This is a genomic window from Leclercia barmai, from assembly GCF_049312895.1.
GTDB classification, from domain to species: domain Bacteria; phylum Pseudomonadota; class Gammaproteobacteria; order Enterobacterales; family Enterobacteriaceae; genus Enterobacter; species Enterobacter barmai.
In genome coordinates, this window is record NZ_JBMNWZ010000001.1 from 1616790 (window position 1) to 1638216 (window position 21427).

Sequence of the window (21427 nt, forward strand, 5' to 3'; positions counted from 1 at the left end):
ATTTGCGCCCTTTTACGGGCGCGGTAACGCGTGGGTAGATGGGTGGCATAGTCTCAAATCCGTTTAACTGTATATATATACAGTATCAATGATTTTGCGAACAAATCAAGGTGCTTACCGGCACAACGGCTGAGACTATGGTTCAGGTTAATAACCGAAGAGGCTTATTTGCAGGCCACCAGATCGGCCATCTGCTTAGCGTCAGGCAAACCGACGATCTGCTGCAGGGCGCGATCTTTATTCAGGTAATAAATGGCAGGCGTACCGCTGGCTCCGAGTTGCTCCATCAATTGCTGGTTCTGCTGGATCTGCTTAAACACCGCTGGCGGCGTATTACCTTTCAGCGCCGGTTTCGTTTTCCCGTCGCTGCTTTCAAGGTCATGCCACACTTTAGCCGGATCGCTGGCGGAGAGGATCGCCGCCGCGTACTGGGCACTGTCCGGGCGGATCACGCCCACCAGCAGGGTTTTGGTGCTGATGCTTTTATCCTTGAGATAAGGCTGGGCCTGATGCCAGAACTTGTTGCAGTACGGGCAGAAGGGATCGGAGAAGACCACCACCTGACACTTCGCGTCCGCGCTACCTTCTGCGATCCCCGGCGCGGCGGTGAGCTGTTTCCACATTTCGCGCCCGGCAGGAATATAGATCTCATCGTTGATGACCTTCTCGCTCAGGTTATTGCCCTCGGCATCGTACATATAGCCTGAAATCACGTGCTTTTTATCCGGGGTGAGATAGAGCGTGACGCCCATATCCTGATATTTCCCCAGCCACCCTTCCACCCCGCCGGGGGCGCTGAACGGTTTAATAATTTCAATGCCCTGTTTCTGGACGTGTTTAATGGGTTCGGGTAAATCAGCGGTCTGCGCCAGGGCGCTGAAGCTTAAGGTCAACATCAACAGGGACAGGATCTTGTTCATTTTTTTTCCTCAGTAAAATCAGATGGCGCGGCCGTGTCGGCCTTTGCCAGGGCGGTCAGCAAGGCGTCTTTGCTCAGCAGGGAGGGCAATACATGCCCCTGCGGAAGTGAAGGGCCAAAAATGGCGTTAAACGGAATGCCGCTGGCGCCGTAGCGCCTCAGGAACTGCTCGATTTCAGCGGAAGGCTGGCTCCAGTTGCCCTGCAACAGTACCACGTCGTCGCGGTTTAACGCGGCGATCACCTCAGGCCGGTGAAGCACCAGGACTTCATTCACCCGGCAGTTCAGACACCAGTCGGCGGTGATATCCACCAGCACGCGTTTTCTGGCGTTCAGCGCGTCACTGAGCGCGGCCTCACTCAGCGGCTGCCAGTTCAGGGGTGAACCGGCCTTGCCCTGGGGTTGTGGAGCCAGAAAAGCATACAGCCCGGCACCAAACAGCACGCCAAAGGCCAGGCTGCGCAGATTTTCCCGGTGGTTCGGCATGGCCTTCGCGCAGCGGTAAAGGAAAAACGCCACCATCAGGCCGCCGCCGATCAGCACATAGCGTGCGCCCCACTCCTTCATCAGCAGCGACATCAGCCAGATGCAGGAGCCGAGCATCAGGATCACCAGCACCAGACGCAGCTTCCCCATCCAGGGGCCGGGCTTCGGCAGCCAGCGCGCCACGCCCGGCACCATGCTGATGGCCAGCCAGGGCAGACTCATCCCGATACCCAGAACAAAAAAGATGAGCCACAGCTGATGGACGGGAGCCGCCAGGGCGAAGGTCACAGCCGTACCGAGGAAGGGTGCCGTACAGGGCGTGGCAAGCAGGGTCGCAAACGCGCCTTCGAGAAAACTCCCGCCGGTACCGTTGCCGCCCGCGGTCGCCAGCCGGGTGGTGAGCGTGGAAGGCAGACGGATCTCTATCAGGCCCGCCAGGCTGAAACAGAAAATCCACGTCACCAGCACCATCGCGCCGATGAACCAGGGATTCTGGAACTGAAAGCCCCAGCCAATCCAGGCCCCGGACAGCCGCAGCCCGGTCACGACCGCCGCCAGCACCAGAAACGAGAACAGGATCCCGGACGCGGTTGCCAGAAAACGCAGCCGCGTCTGACGGCGGGTGCTCTCTGCCAGGGTCATCAGCGACGCGAGCTTGATGCCCAGAACGGGCAGCACGCAGGGCATCAGGTTGAGGATCAGGCCACCCACCAGCGCCACAGCCAGAATCTGCCACAGCGAGGTAGAAGCATTGATATCAACGCTGAGCTGCTGACTCCGGGTGCCGTCGCTGACCAGCAGCGCGATCTGCTGTAGATGAGAGGCCTCCAGCGGTTGGCCCTGCTCATCGCTGACCCTAAACCGTGCCGTCAGGGTGTCGCCGTCGATCGTCGTCTGCGGCGGGGAAAGAGTCGCCCCCGCCGGGTTATCCGTGAACAGTTCAGGCCGGGACCAGCCTTCCGGTGAGGTCAGTTTAACCGTCAGCTGATCTGCGTCAGTGGCGACAGAGTTCACCGCCATCGCCCCGCTGGTTGCAGGAACCGCGCGCATCGCGTTATCCCACGCGCTGGCAAAGCCCGTCGACGGACCGGATGCCAGGTTGAGATCCAGCGGGAAGGTTTTGACCACGCAGAGGTTGCTGCACAGGGAAAGCGTCAGCTTCCCACGCAGTCGCTGCACCTCATCGGTGGTGATTTCCAGTGGAAACACCACCCGGCTCTCGTAGCCCACCGAGCTGAACCCGGCAGACGTAAAGCGCACGGGCCGCGGCCAGTGCCACTGCGTACTGGCCTGCGGCGTCCAGTCGATCACCGGCCGAAAGCCGCCGTCACCGGGGCTTCGCCAGTAGGTTTTCCACCCGTCATCGGGGGTGACATCCAGCAGCAGGCGCACTTTCCCGTTAGCGGGCGCATCGTGTAAGACATGCACCTGAGCATGGGAATTGTCAGGCTGCATCGGCCAGCCCGGGACCGCCGCATAAGCGGTGGACAGGCTGAATAACAGGAACCACAGGCTCCTGAAAAGCGTATTCATACATTTTCTCCGTGAAAAATTAACTAAACAGGGACAGCCCGTTCAGTCATTCACGGAAAACGCAGTTTTTGAGATGTATTCGGAGGAGCGGAGGACGAAACAGGATGACCGGCCTCGGCAGGACGCTGATTTTGATCAGCACCGCTAAAACGAGAACCAGCAGTGTGGGTAACAGCAGAAGGTTATCAAAATGAAGAGGCTGGGCGGCCAGCAGGGAGTGGGCGCTGAGCTCGCAGGGCGACAACCCTGGCGACGTCAGCTCCTGCGGGCTGTTTTCAGCGGTCAACGAGAGCGTGGCGGCTTTGACCTGCATGTGGTGCAGGATGCTGGCCCGCTGGGTCAGACAGATCAGCATGACAATACAGGCAACGAAAAGAAGCACGACGGCTCTTAGTTGCCTGTTTTTATGTTGAGTCGGACCCGTCAGGATATTCATGGGCAATGAGAATAGTGAGCGACGCGTCTTCGGGCAAGGAGCAATTTGTAAAGTAATGACAAGGTGCGGGGAACTCAGCTTACCGCGCAATCAGCCACAGGAAAGCATAATGCCGCTTAATCAACCGACGTCTCAATGCGCGTGCCTAATTTAAGGGCTAAGCGCATCACCCGGTAATTTTCGTATGCTTTCCGCGATAAAATAATTTCAGGAGAGTAAACGACATACAGCGACTCCCTCCTCCGGCGGAAAATCGACGAAGCGTTGACCGCAGGCCGGGGCGAGGCGCACGGATGCACCGAGAGGGGGCGACCTACATGGATGTAGGATCGCCCCCGACCCTAAGCCTGCGGGAATAAGCTGAGTGCACCGCGAAGCGGCGATTTTCCTGGCCGGGAGCCGGGATTGCTAAGGGGGCGGCGGCGAGCCCACTTAGCACGTTCACGGGTGACGGGGCTTACAGAGAAGCACAAAACATACAGTGAACGGAACCACCACCACAGCCGCATGCTCCCCCTCACCCCACCCCTCTCCCTGAATGGAGAGGGGGCAGGCCGTGCCAATATTTATTGTGGTGCTCCCTCAACCTGGTGCAGCGGACATTGCTTTTAAAGAAAAATAAATGCAATAATATTTTATAAATTTGCATTTTCCTCTCCTGAATCAGGGCGCCTGCATGAAAATTAGTGCACTCACTGAACGTATCTCACAGAAATTACTGGGTTTAATCGACAGCGGCGATATTGCTCCGGGATCGCATCTCAGCGTACCTAAGCTGGCGGAAACCTTTGATGTTTCGCGCTCCCCCGTTCGTGAAGCGCTGGTATATCTGGAACAGAAAGGGGTGCTGCTGCAAAAGCAAAACCGCGGTTTTTTCGTTAAAGAGGACTACGCCCCGCAGGCGGATACCCAACCGGCACCTTCTGAAGAGCTGGATCTGCCGGAGTATTACCAGCTTGCCGAAGACTGGCTGCGGGATGAGATCGAGTCGGAAGTGACCGAGCTGTTCCTGATGAAGCGCTATAACCTCACCAAAAGCCAGCTGTCGACGGTGCTGGCCCGGGGCATCAGCGAAGGATGGGTTGAGCGCAAGCAGGGCTACGGCTGGCGTTTTTTACCGGTCGCCAAAACCAAGACCGCGCTGGAGCAGATTTTCAGTTTCCGTATGGTCATTGAACCGATGGCTATCCTGGAGCCTACGTTCAACGCACCGCAGGAGAAGATTAACGAGATCCGCCGCGAGCTGGAAATGCTGCTGGAGAGCGGCATTGAGCGCCTCTCCCCTACTCAGCTGCAACTGGCGGGCTACCGTTTTCACGAAACGATCATCAGTTTTTCCAACAATCCCTTCTTTGAAATCTCTCTACGTAACGTCAACCGCATGCGTCGGCTGATGGACTATCGCATCATGGATGACCGCAACCGCTACTACGCGGAAGTGAAAGATCATATGCGCATCCTCGCCCTCATTGAATCCGGACAGCGGATTGAGGCGTCGTACACCATGAAGCAACACCTCTCCGTCGCCCTCGATAATAAAAAAATGCGCCGGATCAGCGCGGAAAATTAACCCTTGTCCCCAAAAAAACGGCTCACAGTGTGAGCCGTTTTGCTGTCAGCTGGCGACCGAATAGACCGGATAAAGCCCCAGTAAGAGCCCCGACCCGAGGAAGATCATGCACAGCAGGAACGCCCACTTGAAGGTGTATTTCTGATGGTCGCTGAATTCCACCCCCGCAAGCCCCACCAGCAGATAGGTTGAGGCCACCAGCGGGCTTAACAGGTGCACCGGCTGGCCCACCAGCGACGCGCGGCCTATCTCAACCGGATCGATACCGTAGGCTTTGGCCGCCTCGGCCAGGACCGGCAGCACGCCATAATAGAAGGCGTCGTTGGACATAAAGAACGTGCCCGGCAGGCTGATAAGGGCGGTGATCGGCGCCAGATACGGCCCCCAGGACTGGGGCAGCACGTCTAACAGCGTGTTGGACATGGCGGTCACCATCCCGGTGCCGGAGAGAATACCGGCGAAGATCCCCGCCGCCAGGAAGATAGAGGTCTGGTTCAGCGCGGCAGGCGCATGGGCCGCAATACGCTGGCGCTGGGCATCCAGATGCGGATAGTTAATCAGCAGCGCAATCGCAAAGGCCACCATAAACAGCACCGACAGCGGGAGCAGTTCCATCACCAGCGAGGCCATCAGCGCCAGCGTCAGGGCGGCATTGAGCCAGAACATTTTTGGCCGACGCAGCTCGTCATTCACCTCATTGATAGCAGGCAGATAGCTCTCGGCATCCTCTTCCGTGACCGCGCCGTTGCCGTTGGTCTGAATGCTCAGCTTGCCCAGGCGGCGGCGTTCACGGATGCCGATATACCAGGAGAGCACCAGCACCCCCACCAGGCCGCAGATCATCGAGGGGATCAGCGGGATAAACAGCTCGCTCGACTCCACCTTTAACGACGCCGACACGCGCGCCAGCGGCCCGCCCCACGGCAGCAGATTGGTGACGCTCCCGGAGAGGAACACCACGCAGGTCAGGGCCAGCGGGTCGAGACGAATACGCTTAAACAGCGGCAGCATCGCCGTCACGCAGATCATGTAGGTGGTTGATCCGTCACCGTCCAGGGAGACCATCGCCGCCAGCAGCGCCGTACACATCACCGCTTTAACCGGGTCGCCGTTAATAATGCGCAGGAAGAAGCGGATTATCGGATCGAATAATCCGGTATCGAACATGGTACAAAAATAAAGAATGGCAAAAATCACCATAATCGCGGTAGGCGCGACCTTCTTTAACCCCTCAATCATCATATCGCCCATCTCACCGCCAAAACCGGCAATAAGCGCAAACAGAATGGGAATAATAGTCAGGGCCGTCAGCGCGGATAATTTTTTGGTCATGATAAGGATCATAAAGACCACAATCATGCCGTAACCCAGGAACGAGAGCATAAGAGTCTCCGACGCAGATATTGCTAAATGCGTAATGAAGTTATGTACGTAATTTAATTGTTGTGGAAAAGCGATTAACTCATGTGCATGCCGCCGTTGACGGAGAAGTTCGCCCCGGTGGCATATCCGGCTTCATCGGAGGCAAGCCAGGCGCAAATAGAGGCAATTTCTTTTGGCGATCCCAGCCGCCTGACCGGTATTTCCTGCACAATCTTGTCGATAACCTGAACGGGAGTGACCGTCTTCAGTTTGCTGGTGGCAAGGTAGCCAGGGGAGACGGTATTCACCGTGACGCCGCGCGCCGACACCTCGCGCGCCAGGGCGCGGGTAAAGCCCCGGACGGCATATTTTGCGGTGGAGTAGTTCACCTGGCCGACGGTGCCAATCTGCGCGTTTAACGAGGAAATATTAATAATGCGCCCCCAACCGCGCGCCATCATGCTGTCCACTACCTGACGCGTGACGTTAAATAAGGAGTTCATGTTGGTATCAATAACCGCCTGCCACTCCTGGGGCTGCATATCGCGAAATAATACGTTGCGCGCCGTGCCGGAATTATTAATCAGCACGTCGACCTCGCCCACTTCCGCGCGGATCTTTTCAAAGGCTTTAACCGTGGAATTCCAGTCTGCAACGTTTCCCTCAGAGGCAATAAAATCAAAACCTAATTTCCTGTTATCTTCCAGCCAGGCGTTTTTTCTTTTGGAATTCGGCCCGCAACCCGCGATGACAATAAATCCGTCCTGCGCCAGCCGACGACAAATAGCCGTGCCGAGACTCCCCATTCCCGATGTTACATACGCGATACGTTGGGTCATACCCCTCTCCCGTTGCAGATTATTAACATTGCTCACTTCTCATTAACATTAAGCGGTGGGCATAGTCATTCCGCAACCTGACCTTGTTGGAAATGTGAGCAAGATCGTTCAATTTCTGCATTTGCAAATAATTAAATGCAATTATCAGGACAGAAAAGAATCTGCATTCGTTATCTTCATGGCAGGAAATCTGCCATCAAAGCCGCACAAACACAGGCATAACGAGGGTTGGCACTGAGAAACGAGACAACCATCACAGCACGATAATTGCATTTATATTATAAAAAATGCAAAGAAAACAGGAGCTCTCATGACAACCTATGCTTACGTTGGCTGCCGGACTTCGGCATGGCGCGGTGCGCGCGGTAAGGGGATCACCCTGTTCCGCATTACCGAGTCGGGTAAATGGGAGCCGCTACAGTGCCTGGCTTCCGTGCAGGAAAATCCCTCCTGGCTGACGCTTGATATGCGGCGCAACCGGCTGTATGCGCTGCACGGCGATGGCGACCGCGTGGCGGTGTTCGATCGCGATCCTGACACCGGCCTGCTGACGTTAAGTAGCGAGCAGACCACCGGGCCACGCCACCCTCACCCGGATCTGGAGCCCGCCCGCAGAAATAATCCGGTTGGGGCCGCGCTGACGCCCGACGGCAACACGCTGCTGATCGCCAACCATGAAGGGGGCAACATTGCCGCCCTGCCGGTCAGCGATAAAGGGCTGGAGCCGCCCATCGATTTCGCTCGCATCGCCGGTCATACCGGCCCTGACTCCCTGTCCCGTCCGCATGAGATCGTCTTTGCGCCGGGGTGCAATCTCTTTGCCGTCCCGGTTCAGGGCCGCAAGGCGGGCAACGGCATCGATATGATGCGCCTTTATCACTGGGAGCAGACCCGCTCATGCCTTGCCGATGAGGTGATGCTCCCGGCAGGCAGCTGGCCCCGCCACGCCGATTTTCATCCCAATGGCCAGTGGCTGTACGGCCTCAGCGAGCTGAGCAGCACCGTCACCTTTTTTCACGTTGACCGGGAAAACGGCACGCTCTCGCTGCGGCAAACTCTCAGCGCGCTGCCGGAGGGTTACGACCTGCGCAGCGACGCCAGTGAGATCGAGGTGCATCCTTCCGGGCGTTTTGTCTATGCCGCCAACCGCGGGCATGACTCCATCGCCGTGTTCAGCGTCAGCCCGCAGGATGGCTCACTCACCGCTGTTGGCTGGGTGCCGTGCGGCGGAAAAACGCCCCGCTTTACCACCCTGTCGCCCGACGGCAGGCAGTTCATCAGCGCCAACGAAGATTCCGACACTCTTCAGGTGTTCGACGTCGACAGTGAAACCGGCATGTTGTCGGCAACGGATGTCGTGGTTGCCACTGCCAGCCCCACCTGCATCTGTTTTGCCTGACTACTCCTGGCCAGGTTCACAGGGGATCAGGCTGCCGATAAGGGATTTAACCGACGGCGAGGCCTGGGCGTAATCTTTTACGCCCACCAGCAGCTCCCGCTGCGCCCAGGGCTCGGCGAGGGGAATTAACCGCACGCCGCGGTGCAGCGTTGAAGAGGCTACCTCGTTCACCGGAACAATGGCGATCCCCAGCTGCTGAGCCACCAGCTCGGCCATGGAGATAAAGCTGCTCACCCGCAGCCCGACGCTGAGGGTCTTACCGCAGGCGCGGGCCTGGCGCTCAAGGATGTGGCTCACGGCGCTGTTGCGGTGCGCGCCAATCAGCTTCTCATCAATAATGTCTTCAAATTTCAGCTCGCTGCGCCCCGCCAGGGGGTGAGTGGGCCACACCAGCACCGACAGCAGATCGTGCTGCCAGGGCCAGGAGACGATCCCCGCCGCAGACGTCCAGCTGGAGAAGAACCCGACGTCCGCCTCGCCCGACAGCAGCCCCTGCACCACGCTTATCCCGGTGTGCTCCTCAATCTCAATATCGGTCTGCGGATAGTGGGCCAGATAGTCGCTCACCACCCGCGGCAGGTTATTCATCAGCGCCGCCGAGATGGTGTAGATGCGGATATGGCCGCGGATCCCCGCGGCATAGTCACTGAGCTCTTCTTCCATCTTCTCAAGATTGCGGAACACCTGGCGGGCATGGTAGAGCAAGGAGTGGCCCGCCGGGGTAAGGGTGATGCCCCGGGGCATGCGCAGCATCAGCGGGGTGCCCACCTGCTGCTCCAGCTCCGCGATACGCTTGCTGACCGCCGATACCGCGGTATGCTTCCTGCGGGCCGCGTGGGTGAGGTTTTGCTCCTCGGCGACCGCCACGAACAGTGATAGAGAGACCAGATCAAAGCGCATTGTTTTATCCATGGTTAATGCTTCAGCGTTTGCTGAATAACATACGGCAAAATACCGCCGTGGCGGAGATAACGCAGCTCCTGCTGCGAATCGAGGGTCAGCGTCAGCCCGAATTCGCCCAGCAGGCTGTTGTCCCGCCGGATACGCATCGTCAGCTGCGTCCTGCCCGCCTGGAGGTTTTCCAGCCCTTCCACGTCGATCGCTTCGCGCCCGTCCATCTCCGGCAGGCGCGCGGCGTCAGCCGGGTCGAGATGCAAAGGCAAAATCCCCATGCCGATCAGGTTGGTGCGGTGGATCCGCTCGAAACTCTGCGCTATCACCGCCTTCACCCCCAGCAGCGCCTGGGCTTTAGCGGCCCAGTCCCGGCTGGAGCCCGCGCCGTAGCGCTCTCCGGCGAAGATCACCAACGGCGTTTCACGTTGCAGCCAGCTTTGCGCGGCGTCATACGCGGGCAGGATCTGCTGATGCGCGGCATCCCAGGCCTTTCCGCCGCCGCCACGTAGCGCCGCCGGAAGCAGGCGGTTAGAGAGCGCCGTATTACTGAAAGCTCCGCGCACCATCACCTCGTGATTGCTGCGACGCGTGGAGTATAAATTCAGGTCCTGCGGATCTTCGTGATGCTCAATCAGCCACTGCCCGGCGAGACTCGCCAGCGGGATCGCTCCGGCCGGAGAGATATGGTCGGTGGTGACATCATCCCCTAACCACAGGAACGGATGCGCGCCGGAGAGCGTCAGCGGCGCGGCGGGATCCCGGGGTAAACGCTCAAGATAACCCGGACGGCGCAGATAGGTGGAGCCCGCCTCCCAGGGATAGTGCACGCTTCCCGGGGCAACGATCTCCTGCCAGTGGCCCGTACCCTGCCAGATAATCTCCCGGCGCTTAACGTAGTGCTCGCGTTTCATTACCCGCCCGAGCCAGGTTTCTACCTCTTCGCGCGACGGCATAAGATCGCGCATCATGATCGGGCGCTGCGCGTCGTCAACCCCGAGCGGTTCGTTCAGCATGTCATGAGAGATATGGCCTGCGAGAGCCCAGGCGATCACCAGCGCCGGAGAGGTCAGATAGCCGTGTCCGAGGGAGGGATTCACCCGACGGGGGAAATTACGGTTGCCGGAGAGGACGCAGACCGCCTGCAGGCCGTCGTTGACCAGCGCCTCCATGGCCGGTTGCAGCGCCCCGGAGCTGCCGATGCAGGTCATGCAGCCGTAGCCCGTCACGTCAAAACCGACCTTTTCCAGTTCGGACAGCAAACCCGACTCGCTGAGATAGTCGGTCACCGCACGTGAGCCCGGCGAGAACGAGGTTTTCACCCAGGGCTTTGGCTTAAGGCCGTGCTTCGCGGCGTTGCGGGCAAAGAGCGCCGCCTGAACAATCAGCCACGGGTTCGCGGTGGTGGTGCAACTGGTAATCGCCGCGATGGCCACCGCCCCCTGGCGGATCGGCTCCGGGTAGTCCGCCCGCGTCCACTGCCGCCCTTTCGCTTCGACGCTCAGCGTCTCGTCGAAGCTGCTGGCCGCCTGCCCCAGCGGGATCTGCTGGTGCGGGTTTACCGGCCCGGCCATGCAGGGCTCGATGGTGGAAAGATCGAGCTCTATGCGCTGGCTGAACGCAGGCTGCGGCGACGCTTCTGTGCGCCACAGGTGTTGCGCCTGCATATAGGCCCGGATTAACGCCTGCTTTTCTTCGCTCCGCCCCGTTAAGGCAACGTATTCGGCGCTGCGTTCGTCAAACGGAAAGAACACCACCGTCGCGCCGTATTCCGGGGCCATATTGGCGATGGTGGCCCGGGATTCAACCGACATAGCGGCTAACGCCGGCCCGGTGAACTCGACAAATTTACCCACCACCCCCGTCTCCCGCAGCAGACGGGTGATGTGCAGGGCCAGATCGCTGTCGCTCACCTCAGAGGAGAGTGCGCCGGAGAGCGAGATGCCCACTACCTCAGGGAAACGCAGCGTGACCGGTTCCCCCACCAGCGCGGCCTGCCCTTCGAGGCCGCCCACGCCCCACCCCAAAATGCCCAGGGCGTTGATCATCGGGGTATGGCTGTCGGTGGCGATCATGCAGTCCGCATGCAGCAGCGGAACGGCAGCGGTGTTATCCACCGTCACCACCTCCGCGACGGCCTCAAGGTTCATCAGATGGATGATCCCGGTGCCGGGCGGGATCACCCGGAAATTATCCAGGCTCTTTTCTGCCCAGCGGATAAAGCGGTAGCGTTCGGCATTACGGCGAAAATCGAAGCGCAGATTCTCTTCCAGCGCTGCAGGTGAGGCGTAGCTTTCGACAATCACCGAGTGATCGATAGTCAGCACCGCCGGAATGCGCGGGTTAATCGCCGTGGCATCGCCGCCCAGTTCGGTCGTGAGATCGCGCATGGCGGCAAAATCGGCCAGCGCCGGCAGGCAGGTGGTGTCGTGAAACATCAGACGATCGGGATAAAAGGCCACTTCGCCCTTCTCCGCCGACCCGGCAAGCATCTGCAAAAACGCGGGCAGCGCTCCCGGCGAACGCAGGGCCACGTTTTCCAGCAGCACGCGCAGGCAGAAAGGGATGGTCTGCAACCTCTCCAGCGGCAGCAGCCGGGTGAGATCCAGAAAATGGTAAGGCTGATTATCAATGATCAGCTCTGATTGGTTGAGGGCCAGGATCGATGTCATAAAACCTTCCGTCACAGCAGTATTGTTATGTTCATGTGCGGATAACGTTGCCATGCCGGGGAGCGGGTGAAAATTGAACTCTTGATAAGATAGCGTTCTCGAAAGGAGAACGCTAAGGGAAATGTCTGTGTACGGTGGGAAAGTATTTTGGGAATGGCCTTGTGACATTAGCTCAAATCATGCAGTGCCTTATCCAGCGGCGGCGTTAAAAGGATGTCCTCAAACACGACATCCAGGCCCGCCCGCTCCGGAGTACAACACATTGCACCGATCCTGACCGGCCCCGGCGGAAAATAGCTCAGGCGTATTAAAGGCCACGTCTGTCCCTCCGTTGAATACTGCAGTCTCAGGCTGTCTCCTTTACGCGTGAGCCTGAGCCAGAACGCTCGCGCATCACCGGGAAAAATTCCTGTAGCCCAGTCGGAATGGCCGAGCGTCAGCACGCTGCCAATGGCGGGCGCGCCGTCGTTATATTCAATCCCCGCTTTTAACCAGTGCTGTTCATCACCTATCATCATCAATCCGGCCTGATCGTACAGCGTGGTAAAGTCTGCGCAGATTTTGAGCTGGAAAGTAAAATCGCCCTCAGCCTCAGTGGCAAAGACATGACCGGAAAAGCGTTCAAACCCGTACCAGGTTTCGCGCCAGAAATCAGTTTTGTCATCGGTGGTGACCTGTAGAGTGCCGTTCTGGCACTGCCACGTTGCAGGCTCATTTATCCAGGCGAACGATTTAAACATAACAGCTCCAAAATGGGTTTTTCATCTGCGCAGCGGTAAGAAATAATGACATCTGTATTATTCACTCGCCCTCACTATTTTATGGAGCCAACTTCGCTCAGATTCTTGCCATGATCCCTGCCAGAGGTCAAAACGTTTTAGTTTCTGAAGTTTGCGCTGAACGACATCGTCCCCCAGGGAGGAGAGAATTCTTTCCGGTACTGAAATACCAAAAAGGCCTTCAGCGACCGGGAAAATCTCGCATTCTGACGCCAGCGACCCTAACGATTTTTCTATCTTCTTAAGGTCGGCTTTTACGATTAACTGAAGTCCCATCAGCTTTTAAACTCCACAATAGCTACCTGCTCAAGCGCTTGTCTGATCTGGGCTCTAACCTGGTCGGAGATTGATTGTCCTCTGGTGTCGTAAACGACCCTGCAAGTTTGAATGTGAGGAGGAAGCTGTGATCGCCCATATGATATTCTGGCTGTATTATAAGCAATACTGAGACTTATCGATTCCGGAGAGCCCAGGCAGTGATTGGCTACGAGAACAAACTCTCCGCCATCTTCAGATATAAATTCCGGGGTAAACATCATCTCTCCTTTTTATTACAATCGCTGACCATACATGGATACTCAATGTCATTACAAGCAACCTGGCATGAACAGCCTGCACCCGGTGATGAAACAGAAGGTGTTTCGATCATCGACGTCAATCCTTTTGGCCCTAATGGAGAAAAGGATCGGCGATTGCTAATCAGTAACGACGGTGAGCCCCTTCTGATTTTACAGTTATATATACGTGCAGATGAGGATGGCTGGCTTATTTCCAGCGCCTTTTCTGGTTTTCTCCTGAATGAATCCCACGTGGCTATCATTTGTGGCGACCACTTTCATGTTTTTGAGATGGCCACACATACGTTCAGAAGCTATCCACTGGGTGATTACGTTGGCCATCTTTACTCAGTTCCTGACATCCATTCTGACAGACTACAGGATCGGGTTCTGGTCGCCACTTACTGCCACGTTTTTCTGATGGATATTGCTGCGGGCATTCTCTGGAAATCCGGGCAGTGCGCCATCGATGGCGTGATCGTTACATCCATAGAGAATGATACGGTGCTTGGTGAGGGAGAATGGGACCCACCAGGAGGCTGGGAATCTTTTAAGCTCGATCTCAAAACGGGTATTCTGATTTGAAGAAGGGCTCACCCTTAGGGTAATAGCCCGGCAGATTGAACCAGCGTTCAGGTTCGAATGATCTCGTAATCAACAACAATTAAATCGTTAACAGCTGCCGCTTCTCGCTCACAGGAAAGGGAATATCAGATGCCTGGTTTATACTCACTCAACGATTTGCTCGGACTGATTGTTTTTTCACGGAAATATCACTTTCTCCACAGTGATCTGGACGGTCTGATCGTTGCATGGGCTGAAGCTCAAATTACCGCAGGAAATGATTCGGAAACGCTTTTAATTCTCGCTTCACTGGGGCTTGATAATCAACCTGAACGGACCGAGGTGGAATTATATCTGTCGCGGTACCTGGCCGAGCAGCGGATAGTTCTGCCATCGTTCAAAACAGCAGCACTGATCTGGATAAAGCTCTTTATGAGTCAACTTTCCCGGTGCGCGTCCATCCATGATGCAGAACAGAAAATGTATTTTCTGGTGTGTCATTGGTTTGAGCCTGACGTAAAGATTTTCGAGGCGGTGGTCGATACGCTGAAATCGCTTTACTGGCATCTTTTTGATGAATGGGAAGGGCCAGGGACAAGCGAAGCAGTAAAGATGGGTGAACAAGAATTCTTTGAGCTGATTAATCGTGCGATGCTGCCCTATTCCCGTAAAATTGAGGATCCTGATTGGCTGGAGCTGCTTGTTCGGTAGTTTTTATTAGTATCCTTATCGGCTCGCTGTTTCTTGAGTGGTTAGCCCCAGCTTTTCCGGTACGACATGGTTGAATATTGCTATCAACTCAGGATCCATAAAGAGGTAATCATCGGCGATATCGAGCACATGAAGAGGCTTAAATGCGATGAGCCGGCCATATTGAGCCAATAAACGGTTTTTGTGCTTCTCTTCCATCACGCAGACAACATCAGCCCATTGAAGCAATTCAGCAGAGACTCTTTTTTTAGCATTCCGGCTAGTCCCAGCGGAAAGTACGGAAAGGGATGGATAACGGCGGAACACCTGTTCCGCCGTCGGGCTTCGCCATTGATTACGACTGCATATAAAAAGTACGTTCATCAGAATAGTGATACTCTTCAAGACCTCTCAGGGCACGTTGTTGGTTAGTCATACGTGGATACTCATGCCCCAGTTGTGCGGCACGTAACAATTTATCTGACCGCGTGTAAAGCATCTTCCAGTTTTTTTCGCCACGGAAGGTTAATAAGGCCTTGTGGACATCACGAGACTTGTTGCGTCGCTTCTGTGCATTGCGCCAATCTCGGGTACGTTTTATTTCCATTATTTTACTCTCTCAGATTAATCGGGTCAGCAGCCGCGATAATACGGGGAGGAAAAACTGGAAAAGTATAGCTTCTTCCGAAGACAATTTATATCCCGGGTTGGGTGAGTCATATTCCCTTATCTAGCTTCGGCGACAGACATAGTGGGATCTAACGAAGGGAAAACAACCCCTTAAAACAGGCCCTCTACACCACGCCTCCCCTGCCAAACCAACAATATTTCTGACCCTAACCCCTAAGAATTTCTGTCAGTTCTTTGCGTTTCCTTGTCGCCCATTCAGGGTTAATGGACAGCAGTAAACTATATTGTTTTCGGAAATAAACATGCCTGAATTCCTTATCAGGGGCGCTGTTCAGGGCTGCATACTCTGCAGCCAGAGCGACCACACCACAGTCAACAAACCAGTACAGGATCTCATCATCACTCAGCGTCACTTTACGCGCTATTTCGATCCCTCGTTCAGCGACGACGAAATGATATTCTTCACCATGAATTTCCAGATATGGCGTTGCCAGGCCATCAGGACTGTCAGGGATGGTGAAGTAATGATTGGGTCTGACCCCACCGCCCATTTTCACGCCGATTTTGAGGAGTTCGGCGCGTAACTCTTCGATATTTTTCATGATTTTTTATGGTCAATACGTTACAGAAACCCTGGAAGCCTTAAAAGTCTAACCGCATCCCGACGCGCCGCGCCGGATCGAAACCCTTTCCAATTTCCTCTTCTATCTGGCTTATCAGATGAAGCGGGCACGATTCCCCTTCCACTATTTCAAAACCCAGCGAGGCGTAAAATTTTGCATTAAAGGCAGCCACCTTATCTGTTGTTAATGTGGCGCCAGCCAGGCCGCGCTGCCGCGTGGACGCGAGCATCGCCTGCATTAACAATCTGCCGATCCCCTTCCCTTGCCAGTCCGGGTGCACATCAATTTCGGCAATGTGCAGCCATCTGCTTTCGAACGTGCCAGCTATAAACCCGACGGGGGTAGAATCTGCAGCTAACGCGGCAAGCAGCACACCGTCGCGGCTGAAGTCACAAAAATCCTTCAGGCTATTTGCGACAGCCTGACCTGTCACCGCCCCTGCGCCACGCAGTGTCTCAAAGGCAGCCAGTTCGATGGCGCGCAGTGCATCAAAATGTTCACACTGCGCATTGCTGATGGTGATTTCCAGGACCGAACTCTCCATGTATGTCTCCCCGCTCATTAACGCAAAATTATGCCAGGCGACCAGCAATGGCCGCCCGGAATAGCCTGTCGCTCCACTACCAGCGCGTGGCCTGCATATCGATGACAAAGCGATACTTTACGTCACCCTTAAGCATACGGGCAAAGGCAGTCTCAATATCCTCGCCACCGATCGTTTCGATATCGGCGGTAATATTATGCTCGCCGCAGAAGTTCAGCATCTCCTGGGTTTCCTGAATGCTGCCAATTGACGATCCGCTGATGCTTAAACGCCGAAACACCATGGGCGTAATATCCGGCGAGAGGTGTGGCTGGTCCGGAATACCGACCAATACCAGGCGACCGTTGGTTTTCAACGTCGCCAGATAAGGGTTCAGGTCGTGCGGTGCCGCCACGCAGTCAATGATAAAATCCAGTGAGGTTTGGCAGGCCGCCATTTGCGCGGCATCGCGCGATACCACCACCCGTTTTGCCCCCAGACGACGGGCATCTTCGCCCTTCTCCGGGGAGGTTGTAAACAGCGTCACTTCCGCCCCCATCGCACTGGCGAGCTTCACTGCCATATGGCCTAGCCCACCCAGACCCACGACACCCACGCGATCGCCGGCAGCCACATTGAAATGGCGCAGCGGCGACCAGACAGTCACACCCGCACACAACAGCGGTGCAACCCCGGTAAGCGGCAGGTTGCGCGGCACAGACACAACAAAATGTTGATCGACGATCACGCTCTGCGCATAGCCGCCCCGGGTTCTTTCGCCGGTAAATTTATCCAGGCCATTGTAGGTCGCCGTGAAGCCTGCTTCGCAGTACTGCTCTTCATGGCTCTGGCAGAAATGGCACTCGCGGCAGGAGTCGACCATCACGCCCACACCGACGATATCACCCGGTTTAAAATGGGTGGCCTCGTCGCCAGTCTCAAGGACGCGCCCGACGATTTCGTGCCCCGGCACCAGGGGATATTCACTTACCGCCCATTCGTTACGCGCCATATGGAGATCGGAGTGGCACACGCCGCAATAGAGGATCTCAATTTTGACATCCTGTTTTTGTAGCGGGCGCAGCGAAACCTGGCCTGATGTTAAGGGTTGTGCCGCGTCATGTGCGACTAGTGCATTGATTTTCATCTTACCTCAGGAATGTGCTGGTTCAGGCTAACTCAAGGGGGCAGACTATAGTCAACAGGATCCCATATTGATAGTAGTTACCATTTGGTGACCATAAGCAGAGGAGAGAACGGTGCCAGCCTGGGTTGAAGGTAAACTTTATTTTTATGCGGACTCGCCGCCGCGCCGCCTGATGGAACTCTTTTCCGTTAAATGGACCACGATGGTGCTGCACGCGCTGTATCACTGGCCGGATGAACGCGCACGCACCGGTGAGTTACAGCGTAGCCTGGAGGGAATTTCTAAGAAAATGCTGTTCCAGACGCTGAAAGAACTGGAACAGCGGGGGTTGATTGCCCGCCATGTGTACGACGTGATCCCACCCAAAGTCGACTATCGGCTGACCCCACTCGGCAGAACTTTTGCCGAGCCCATTGAGCAAATGTACCAGTGGGGGTTAGAACATCAGGATGCACTTGATGAAATGGAAGCCTGTTATCAGGCGGCGTCCGGCTAACAAAATCACTATTGTGAATTTATTTTCACTATAGTAAATTTTAATGAACTCATTTTTTATGTGAATACACAAAGCAAAGAACACGTTAAGGAAGAAAAATGTTGAACATCAGAAAGTCACAACCGGCTGAAGCGCCAGAAATTATCCAGATCTGGAAGCGTTCAGTGGATGCTACACACGATTTTCTGACAGCGGAGGATCGCCAGGAGATCGAAAAAGAAGTTGTCGGCTTTTTTTCAGAAACCCCGGTATGGGTTGCTACAAATCAGGATGACCAGCCATTAGGATTTATGTTTTTGCATGATGGTCATCTGGAGGCGCTATTTGTGGATGCGTCTGCTCGCGGACTTGGCGTCGGCAAAGGGTTGATCTCACATGCGCTCGCCCTGCATCCCGATCTCAGCGTCGATGTAAATGAACAAAATCAGCAAGCTGTAGGGTTTTATCAGCACATGGGTTTTGAGGTTTCAGGGCGTTCAGAGCGGGATAATCAGGGGAGGCCATATCCCCTGTTACACCTGAGCAAAGCAAATGGGATCTAGCCGTTGTAGCAGCACAGTGTCATGGATTTTTTTGGCTAAAAGCGACGATGTAAGAACAGCCCTGCTCACTGTCAGGATTACTCATTTGGCACTCGCTTGCGAAGGTCAGAGCAAGGCAGTCCCCGGCGCGTAAATGATGTGTCTGATGATTGACGCGAAAATCAAGGCTGCCACTCAACATCCAGAGTGTTTGCCCGGAAAGATGCTCATTCGCGGAGGCGGGTATCGTCAGCTCACCCTTAGCCGGAATCTCAACTCTTATAAGTTCCGGGCAGGCCCCTGCAGGGGAAAGCGACCAGCGGGTAATGCCTGAGTGTTCATCCGTCCAGTGCTGCTGCTCATGAGCAAAAAGAACAAGTGAGTTCTGATGTTGCTCAAGCTCTGCGAAAAGCTTTGATAGCGTAAGATTCATCGCGTTAGCTAAACGACTCAGTATCGTTGCACTGGGGCTGGAGGTGCCTCGTTCCACCTTGCTAATCATGGCCTGACTGACGCCCGATCGTTGAGCAAGCTCAGTGACAGTCAGGTTGCGAGCCTTTCTGTGTTTAAGCAACAAACGTGCGATGTCGCTATCGAGTATCTGATTTTTAGATGTTTTTTCCATTTTCACCCCTGGTTTCGCCAGCCTGATTATGCCATTTCATAAATCAGGCTGAAACTGATGATTTAACAGCTATGAAAATCAGGTTTTATCAAACGTTCTTAATCTTTCACGCACCCTGATCGCCGCGGTCAACCCTAAATATGGTGGTGGTGCCACCTGCCTTCATCGCGTTAGTCTGTCTGCGTCAAAAGAACCAGAAAAACGAAGCTCTTTATGGAAATTATTCTGATGCGTGATGGAAAGCCGGCTTATGCTGGCTCTGCGAGGGTAACAAGCCTTGAGATGGCTGAATGGATTTCAGAATACGATCTCTCTGATACGGGCAGCGATATGCCCCCGCAATCCAGTAAAGCATTAGCATCCAGCGCATTGCACATCATAAGCAGTCCTCTTCCCAGAGCGCTCTCATCCCTGAGGGCATTAGGGCGTGAACCGGACCTCATTGATAAAGTCTTCAGGGAAGCAGACCTGCCCATAATCCGGATGCCCGCTCTCAGATTGTCCCCCCTCTTCTGGGCGGCTTTTTTCCGCGTGATGTGGCTGTGTGGCATATCCCGTAACGCAGAGTCCCTGGGAATAGCGAAACAACGCGCCGCTCGGGCTGCGGATATCCTGATTGCGTTTGCAAAAGAATCAAACGGTCCTGTGCTGCTCATAGGTCATGGGGTGATGAATCGGTTGATCGCAAAGGAACTCATATCGTCAGGCTGGAGAGAGTGCCGTCGTCAGGGGAGTGGTTACTGGAACGCGGGTATTTACAGCTTACTCCAGACCCGTTCCTCTGCCTGAGCACTCAGTGGGTCAATTAATCAGCCCAGGCTCCCGCTTTTTTAAACCGGCTGGCTTAAACAGGAAGATTTGATGTATACCAAAAATATTTGTGCGATGCTCGGCGGGACTTTTTTACTGATGTCTGCGTTCATTACCACGTCCAAAGCTCAATCTCTGCCCCTGGCATCAGAACAGCCGAATTTGCAGCTGATGTCCGTTCAGACGCAAGGCTCAGGAACGGATGTCATATTGATTCCAGGCCTGGCGTCGTCTCACGAAATCTGGACCGATTTAGCATCAGGTTTACAGTCTGGCCACCGCGTTCACATTTTAGAGCTGGCGGGCTTTGCGAGTACACCTGCTATTTCCAGCCGGGACGGTAAGGTCATAGCCCCAGTCGTTGACGCCATCGCTGAATACATCCGCACCCAGCACATCAACGCTCCGGCGATCGTTGGCCATTCTCTTGGCGGCGAGATTGCATTGATGTTGGGGGCCCGGTATCCCGATCGGGTTGGTCGCTTAATGATTGTCGATGCTTTACCGTTCTATTCGTTAATGATTGACCCTGAAGCGACCAGCGAAACAGCTTCCCAGCGTGCAATTGCTACAAGGGAGTGGATACTGGCGCAATCGCCGCAAGAATTTGAAGCGTTTCAGAAAGCATCCATAGCCCGTTTAGCTAAGACCGAAGCGGTGAGGCCCGCTCTGGTGGCGGCAGGGCTCAGTTCCGATCGCAGAACCATTGCAGACGCTGTGTATGAATTGATGGTTACCGACTTGCGCCCCGAGCTTGGCCGCATTAGCGCACCGATTGAGGTCGTTTATGCGTATGACGCCTTATTCGGGGTGCCTGCCTCCGGTGTGGATGAAATGTACCGTCGAGCCTATACCAATGCGCGAGATATCCATTTCACACGCATCGATGACAGTTTTCACTTTATCATGCTCGATCAGCCAAAACGGTTCTCCAGCGCGGTTCAGTCATTTTTAAATAAATAAGGCATGGTCATCAGGCGTTACGGCCCGCCATCACGCCGCCATCAATATCCCAGATAGCGCCGGTGACCCAGCCAGTCTTGTCAGAAAGCAGGAAAGCCACGGTTTCGGCGATATCAACCGGTGTACCTACGCGACCGATCGGGTGGAAGCTGTCAAAGCTGTTCATCACCTCCTTCACCTCGTCTTTCGCAATAAAGCCTTCGTAAATCGGCGTGTGAACAACGGCTGGAGAAACCGAAACCGGCCAGCTGGCTCAGCTGCATCCCGACCATCGGTGGCAGCTCAATTGGTCTTATTATCTGGTCACCGCGCAGCAAAAAGTCATGCGTGCTGAAGTCAACGTCTTCCATGACTGGCTTCTTCAGGAAGGAGATTGTCGAAGCACATTTCCA

The 21427-nt window shown here is 55.3% G+C and carries 24 protein-coding genes and 1 pseudogene; 8 read left to right on the plus strand and 17 right to left on the minus strand.

All coding sequences use genetic code 11. The features are described 5' to 3' along the window. Positions 1-164: 164 nt before the first annotated feature. Genes dsbG through ACOYA6_RS07690 form a run of 3 tightly spaced genes read right to left on the minus strand, consistent with a single transcriptional unit; the run spans position 165 to position 3320 of the window. The gene (gene dsbG / locus ACOYA6_RS07680; RefSeq protein ID WP_039028607.1) at positions 165-920 is read right to left on the minus strand and encodes a thiol:disulfide interchange protein DsbG; all 756 of its coding nucleotides are present in this window, start codon (positions 918-920) and stop codon (positions 165-167) included. Further along, positions 917-2938 (minus strand): protein-disulfide reductase DsbD family protein, encoded by a 2022-nt coding sequence (locus ACOYA6_RS07685; protein ID WP_422654426.1) that lies wholly within the window; start codon positions 2936-2938, stop codon positions 917-919. Before ACOYA6_RS07685 ends, dsbG begins: the two co-directional genes overlap by 4 nt. Positions 2939-2984: 46 nt before the next feature. Continuing rightward, on the minus strand, positions 2985-3320 hold the full coding sequence (locus tag ACOYA6_RS07690) for a copper-binding protein (RefSeq protein ID WP_251929549.1): 336 nt from the start codon (positions 3318-3320) through the stop codon (positions 2985-2987). A 730-nt stretch (positions 3321-4050) separates the two neighbouring features. Here ACOYA6_RS07690 and ACOYA6_RS07695 point away from each other — a divergent pair. Continuing rightward, positions 4051-4944, plus strand: coding sequence for a GntR family transcriptional regulator (locus ACOYA6_RS07695; protein ID WP_039028604.1), 894 nt, complete (start codon positions 4051-4053; stop codon positions 4942-4944). 45 nt (positions 4945-4989) lie between these two features. Here the strand turns inward: ACOYA6_RS07695 and ACOYA6_RS07700 are convergent, their stop codons facing one another. Together ACOYA6_RS07700 and phbB are read right to left on the minus strand one after the other, a co-directional pair. Continuing rightward, positions 4990-6327: a CitMHS family transporter gene (locus ACOYA6_RS07700; RefSeq protein ID WP_139565210.1), complete on the minus strand. Its 1338-nt coding sequence runs from the start codon at positions 6325-6327 to the stop codon at positions 4990-4992. Positions 6328-6401: 74 nt separating this feature from the next. Next, positions 6402-7145, minus strand: a complete 744-nt coding sequence (phbB, locus tag ACOYA6_RS07705) for an acetoacetyl-CoA reductase (RefSeq protein WP_422654427.1) — start codon at positions 7143-7145, stop codon at positions 6402-6404. A 310-nt stretch (positions 7146-7455) separates the two neighbouring features. Between phbB and ACOYA6_RS07710 the strand changes: the two genes are divergently transcribed. After that, complete coding sequence (locus ACOYA6_RS07710) at positions 7456-8544, plus strand: lactonase family protein (protein ID WP_422654428.1); 1089 nt, start codon at positions 7456-7458, stop codon at positions 8542-8544. Here ACOYA6_RS07710 and ACOYA6_RS07715 read toward each other — a convergent pair whose 3' ends face one another. The 4 genes from ACOYA6_RS07715 to ACOYA6_RS07730 all read right to left on the minus strand — a co-directional run bounded on the left by ACOYA6_RS07715 (position 8545) and on the right by ACOYA6_RS07730 (position 13162). Then, positions 8545-9456 (minus strand): LysR family transcriptional regulator, encoded by a 912-nt coding sequence (locus ACOYA6_RS07715; protein ID WP_422654429.1) that lies wholly within the window; start codon positions 9454-9456, stop codon positions 8545-8547. Positions 9457-9458: 2 nt separating this feature from the next. After that, positions 9459-12107 (minus strand): aconitate hydratase, encoded by a 2649-nt coding sequence (acnA, locus tag ACOYA6_RS07720; RefSeq protein ID WP_422654430.1) that lies wholly within the window; start codon positions 12105-12107, stop codon positions 9459-9461. Positions 12108-12274: 167 nt separating this feature from the next. After that, a complete protein-coding gene (locus tag ACOYA6_RS07725) occupies positions 12275-12847 on the minus strand; it encodes a DUF1349 domain-containing protein (protein ID WP_422654431.1) in 573 nt (190 codons plus the stop codon). Positions 12848-12904: 57 nt separating this feature from the next. Next, on the minus strand, positions 12905-13162 hold the full coding sequence (locus ACOYA6_RS07730; RefSeq protein WP_039028598.1) for a hypothetical protein: 258 nt from the start codon (positions 13160-13162) through the stop codon (positions 12905-12907). Positions 13163-13467: 305 nt separating this feature from the next. Between ACOYA6_RS07730 and ACOYA6_RS07735 the strand changes: the two genes are divergently transcribed. Further along, on the plus strand, positions 13468-14028 hold the full coding sequence (locus ACOYA6_RS07735; RefSeq protein WP_039028596.1) for a hypothetical protein: 561 nt from the start codon (positions 13468-13470) through the stop codon (positions 14026-14028). Positions 14029-14157: 129 nt separating this feature from the next. Next, positions 14158-14718 (plus strand): hypothetical protein, encoded by a 561-nt coding sequence (locus tag ACOYA6_RS07740; RefSeq protein ID WP_039028595.1) that lies wholly within the window; start codon positions 14158-14160, stop codon positions 14716-14718. 15 nt (positions 14719-14733) lie between these two features. Here the strand turns inward: ACOYA6_RS07740 and ACOYA6_RS07745 are convergent, their stop codons facing one another. The 5 genes from ACOYA6_RS07745 to ACOYA6_RS07765 all read right to left on the minus strand — a co-directional run bounded on the left by ACOYA6_RS07745 (position 14734) and on the right by ACOYA6_RS07765 (position 17620). Then, positions 14734-15081 carry a low molecular weight protein tyrosine phosphatase family protein gene (locus tag ACOYA6_RS07745; RefSeq protein WP_039028594.1) on the minus strand — a complete coding sequence of 116 codons (348 nt, stop codon included), beginning with the start codon at positions 15079-15081 and terminating at the stop codon, positions 14734-14736. Beyond that, complete coding sequence (locus ACOYA6_RS07750) at positions 15053-15304, minus strand: hypothetical protein (protein WP_072036612.1); 252 nt, start codon at positions 15302-15304, stop codon at positions 15053-15055. Before ACOYA6_RS07750 ends, ACOYA6_RS07745 begins: the two co-directional genes overlap by 29 nt. 229 nt (positions 15305-15533) lie before the next feature. Beyond that, entirely contained in the window at positions 15534-15929 is a 396-nt protein-coding gene (locus ACOYA6_RS07755; protein WP_039028593.1) for an Imm63 family immunity protein, read from the minus strand. Between the two features lie 40 nt (positions 15930-15969). Beyond that, positions 15970-16494 carry a GNAT family N-acetyltransferase gene (locus ACOYA6_RS07760; protein ID WP_171029924.1) on the minus strand — a complete coding sequence of 175 codons (525 nt, stop codon included), beginning with the start codon at positions 16492-16494 and terminating at the stop codon, positions 15970-15972. A 76-nt stretch (positions 16495-16570) separates the two neighbouring features. Further along, positions 16571-17620, minus strand: a complete 1050-nt coding sequence (locus ACOYA6_RS07765) for an NAD(P)-dependent alcohol dehydrogenase (RefSeq protein WP_422654432.1) — start codon at positions 17618-17620, stop codon at positions 16571-16573. 112 nt (positions 17621-17732) lie between these two features. Here ACOYA6_RS07765 and ACOYA6_RS07770 point away from each other — a divergent pair, with 112 nt between their 5' ends. Both ACOYA6_RS07770 and ACOYA6_RS07775 read left to right on the plus strand, forming a co-directional pair. Beyond that, positions 17733-18116, plus strand: coding sequence for a winged helix-turn-helix transcriptional regulator (locus tag ACOYA6_RS07770; protein ID WP_138369089.1), 384 nt, complete (start codon positions 17733-17735; stop codon positions 18114-18116). 98 nt (positions 18117-18214) lie between these two features. Beyond that, entirely contained in the window at positions 18215-18658 is a 444-nt protein-coding gene (locus ACOYA6_RS07775) for an acetyltransferase (RefSeq protein WP_422654433.1), read from the plus strand. A gap of 19 nt (positions 18659-18677) precedes the next feature. Here ACOYA6_RS07775 and ACOYA6_RS07780 read toward each other — a convergent pair whose 3' ends face one another. Next, entirely contained in the window at positions 18678-19262 is a 585-nt protein-coding gene (locus ACOYA6_RS07780; protein WP_422654434.1) for a helix-turn-helix domain-containing protein, read from the minus strand. A 213-nt stretch (positions 19263-19475) separates the two neighbouring features. Here ACOYA6_RS07780 and ACOYA6_RS07785 point away from each other — a divergent pair, with 213 nt between their 5' ends. After that, positions 19476-20051, plus strand: coding sequence for a histidine phosphatase family protein (locus ACOYA6_RS07785; protein ID WP_422654435.1), 576 nt, complete (start codon positions 19476-19478; stop codon positions 20049-20051). A 72-nt stretch (positions 20052-20123) separates the two neighbouring features. Then, positions 20124-21035 carry an alpha/beta fold hydrolase gene (locus ACOYA6_RS07790; RefSeq protein WP_138369092.1) on the plus strand — a complete coding sequence of 304 codons (912 nt, stop codon included), beginning with the start codon at positions 20124-20126 and terminating at the stop codon, positions 21033-21035. 10 nt (positions 21036-21045) lie between these two features. Here the strand turns inward: ACOYA6_RS07790 and ACOYA6_RS07795 are convergent. Continuing rightward, positions 21046-21273, minus strand: a pseudogene (locus ACOYA6_RS07795) (SDR family oxidoreductase); the annotation flags it as partial. Further along, entirely contained in the window at positions 21188-21385 is a 198-nt protein-coding gene (locus ACOYA6_RS07800) for a hypothetical protein (RefSeq protein ID WP_171029925.1), read from the minus strand. The pseudogene ACOYA6_RS07795 and the gene ACOYA6_RS07800, both read right to left, overlap by 86 nt. Between the last annotated feature and the right edge of the window lie 42 nt (positions 21386-21427).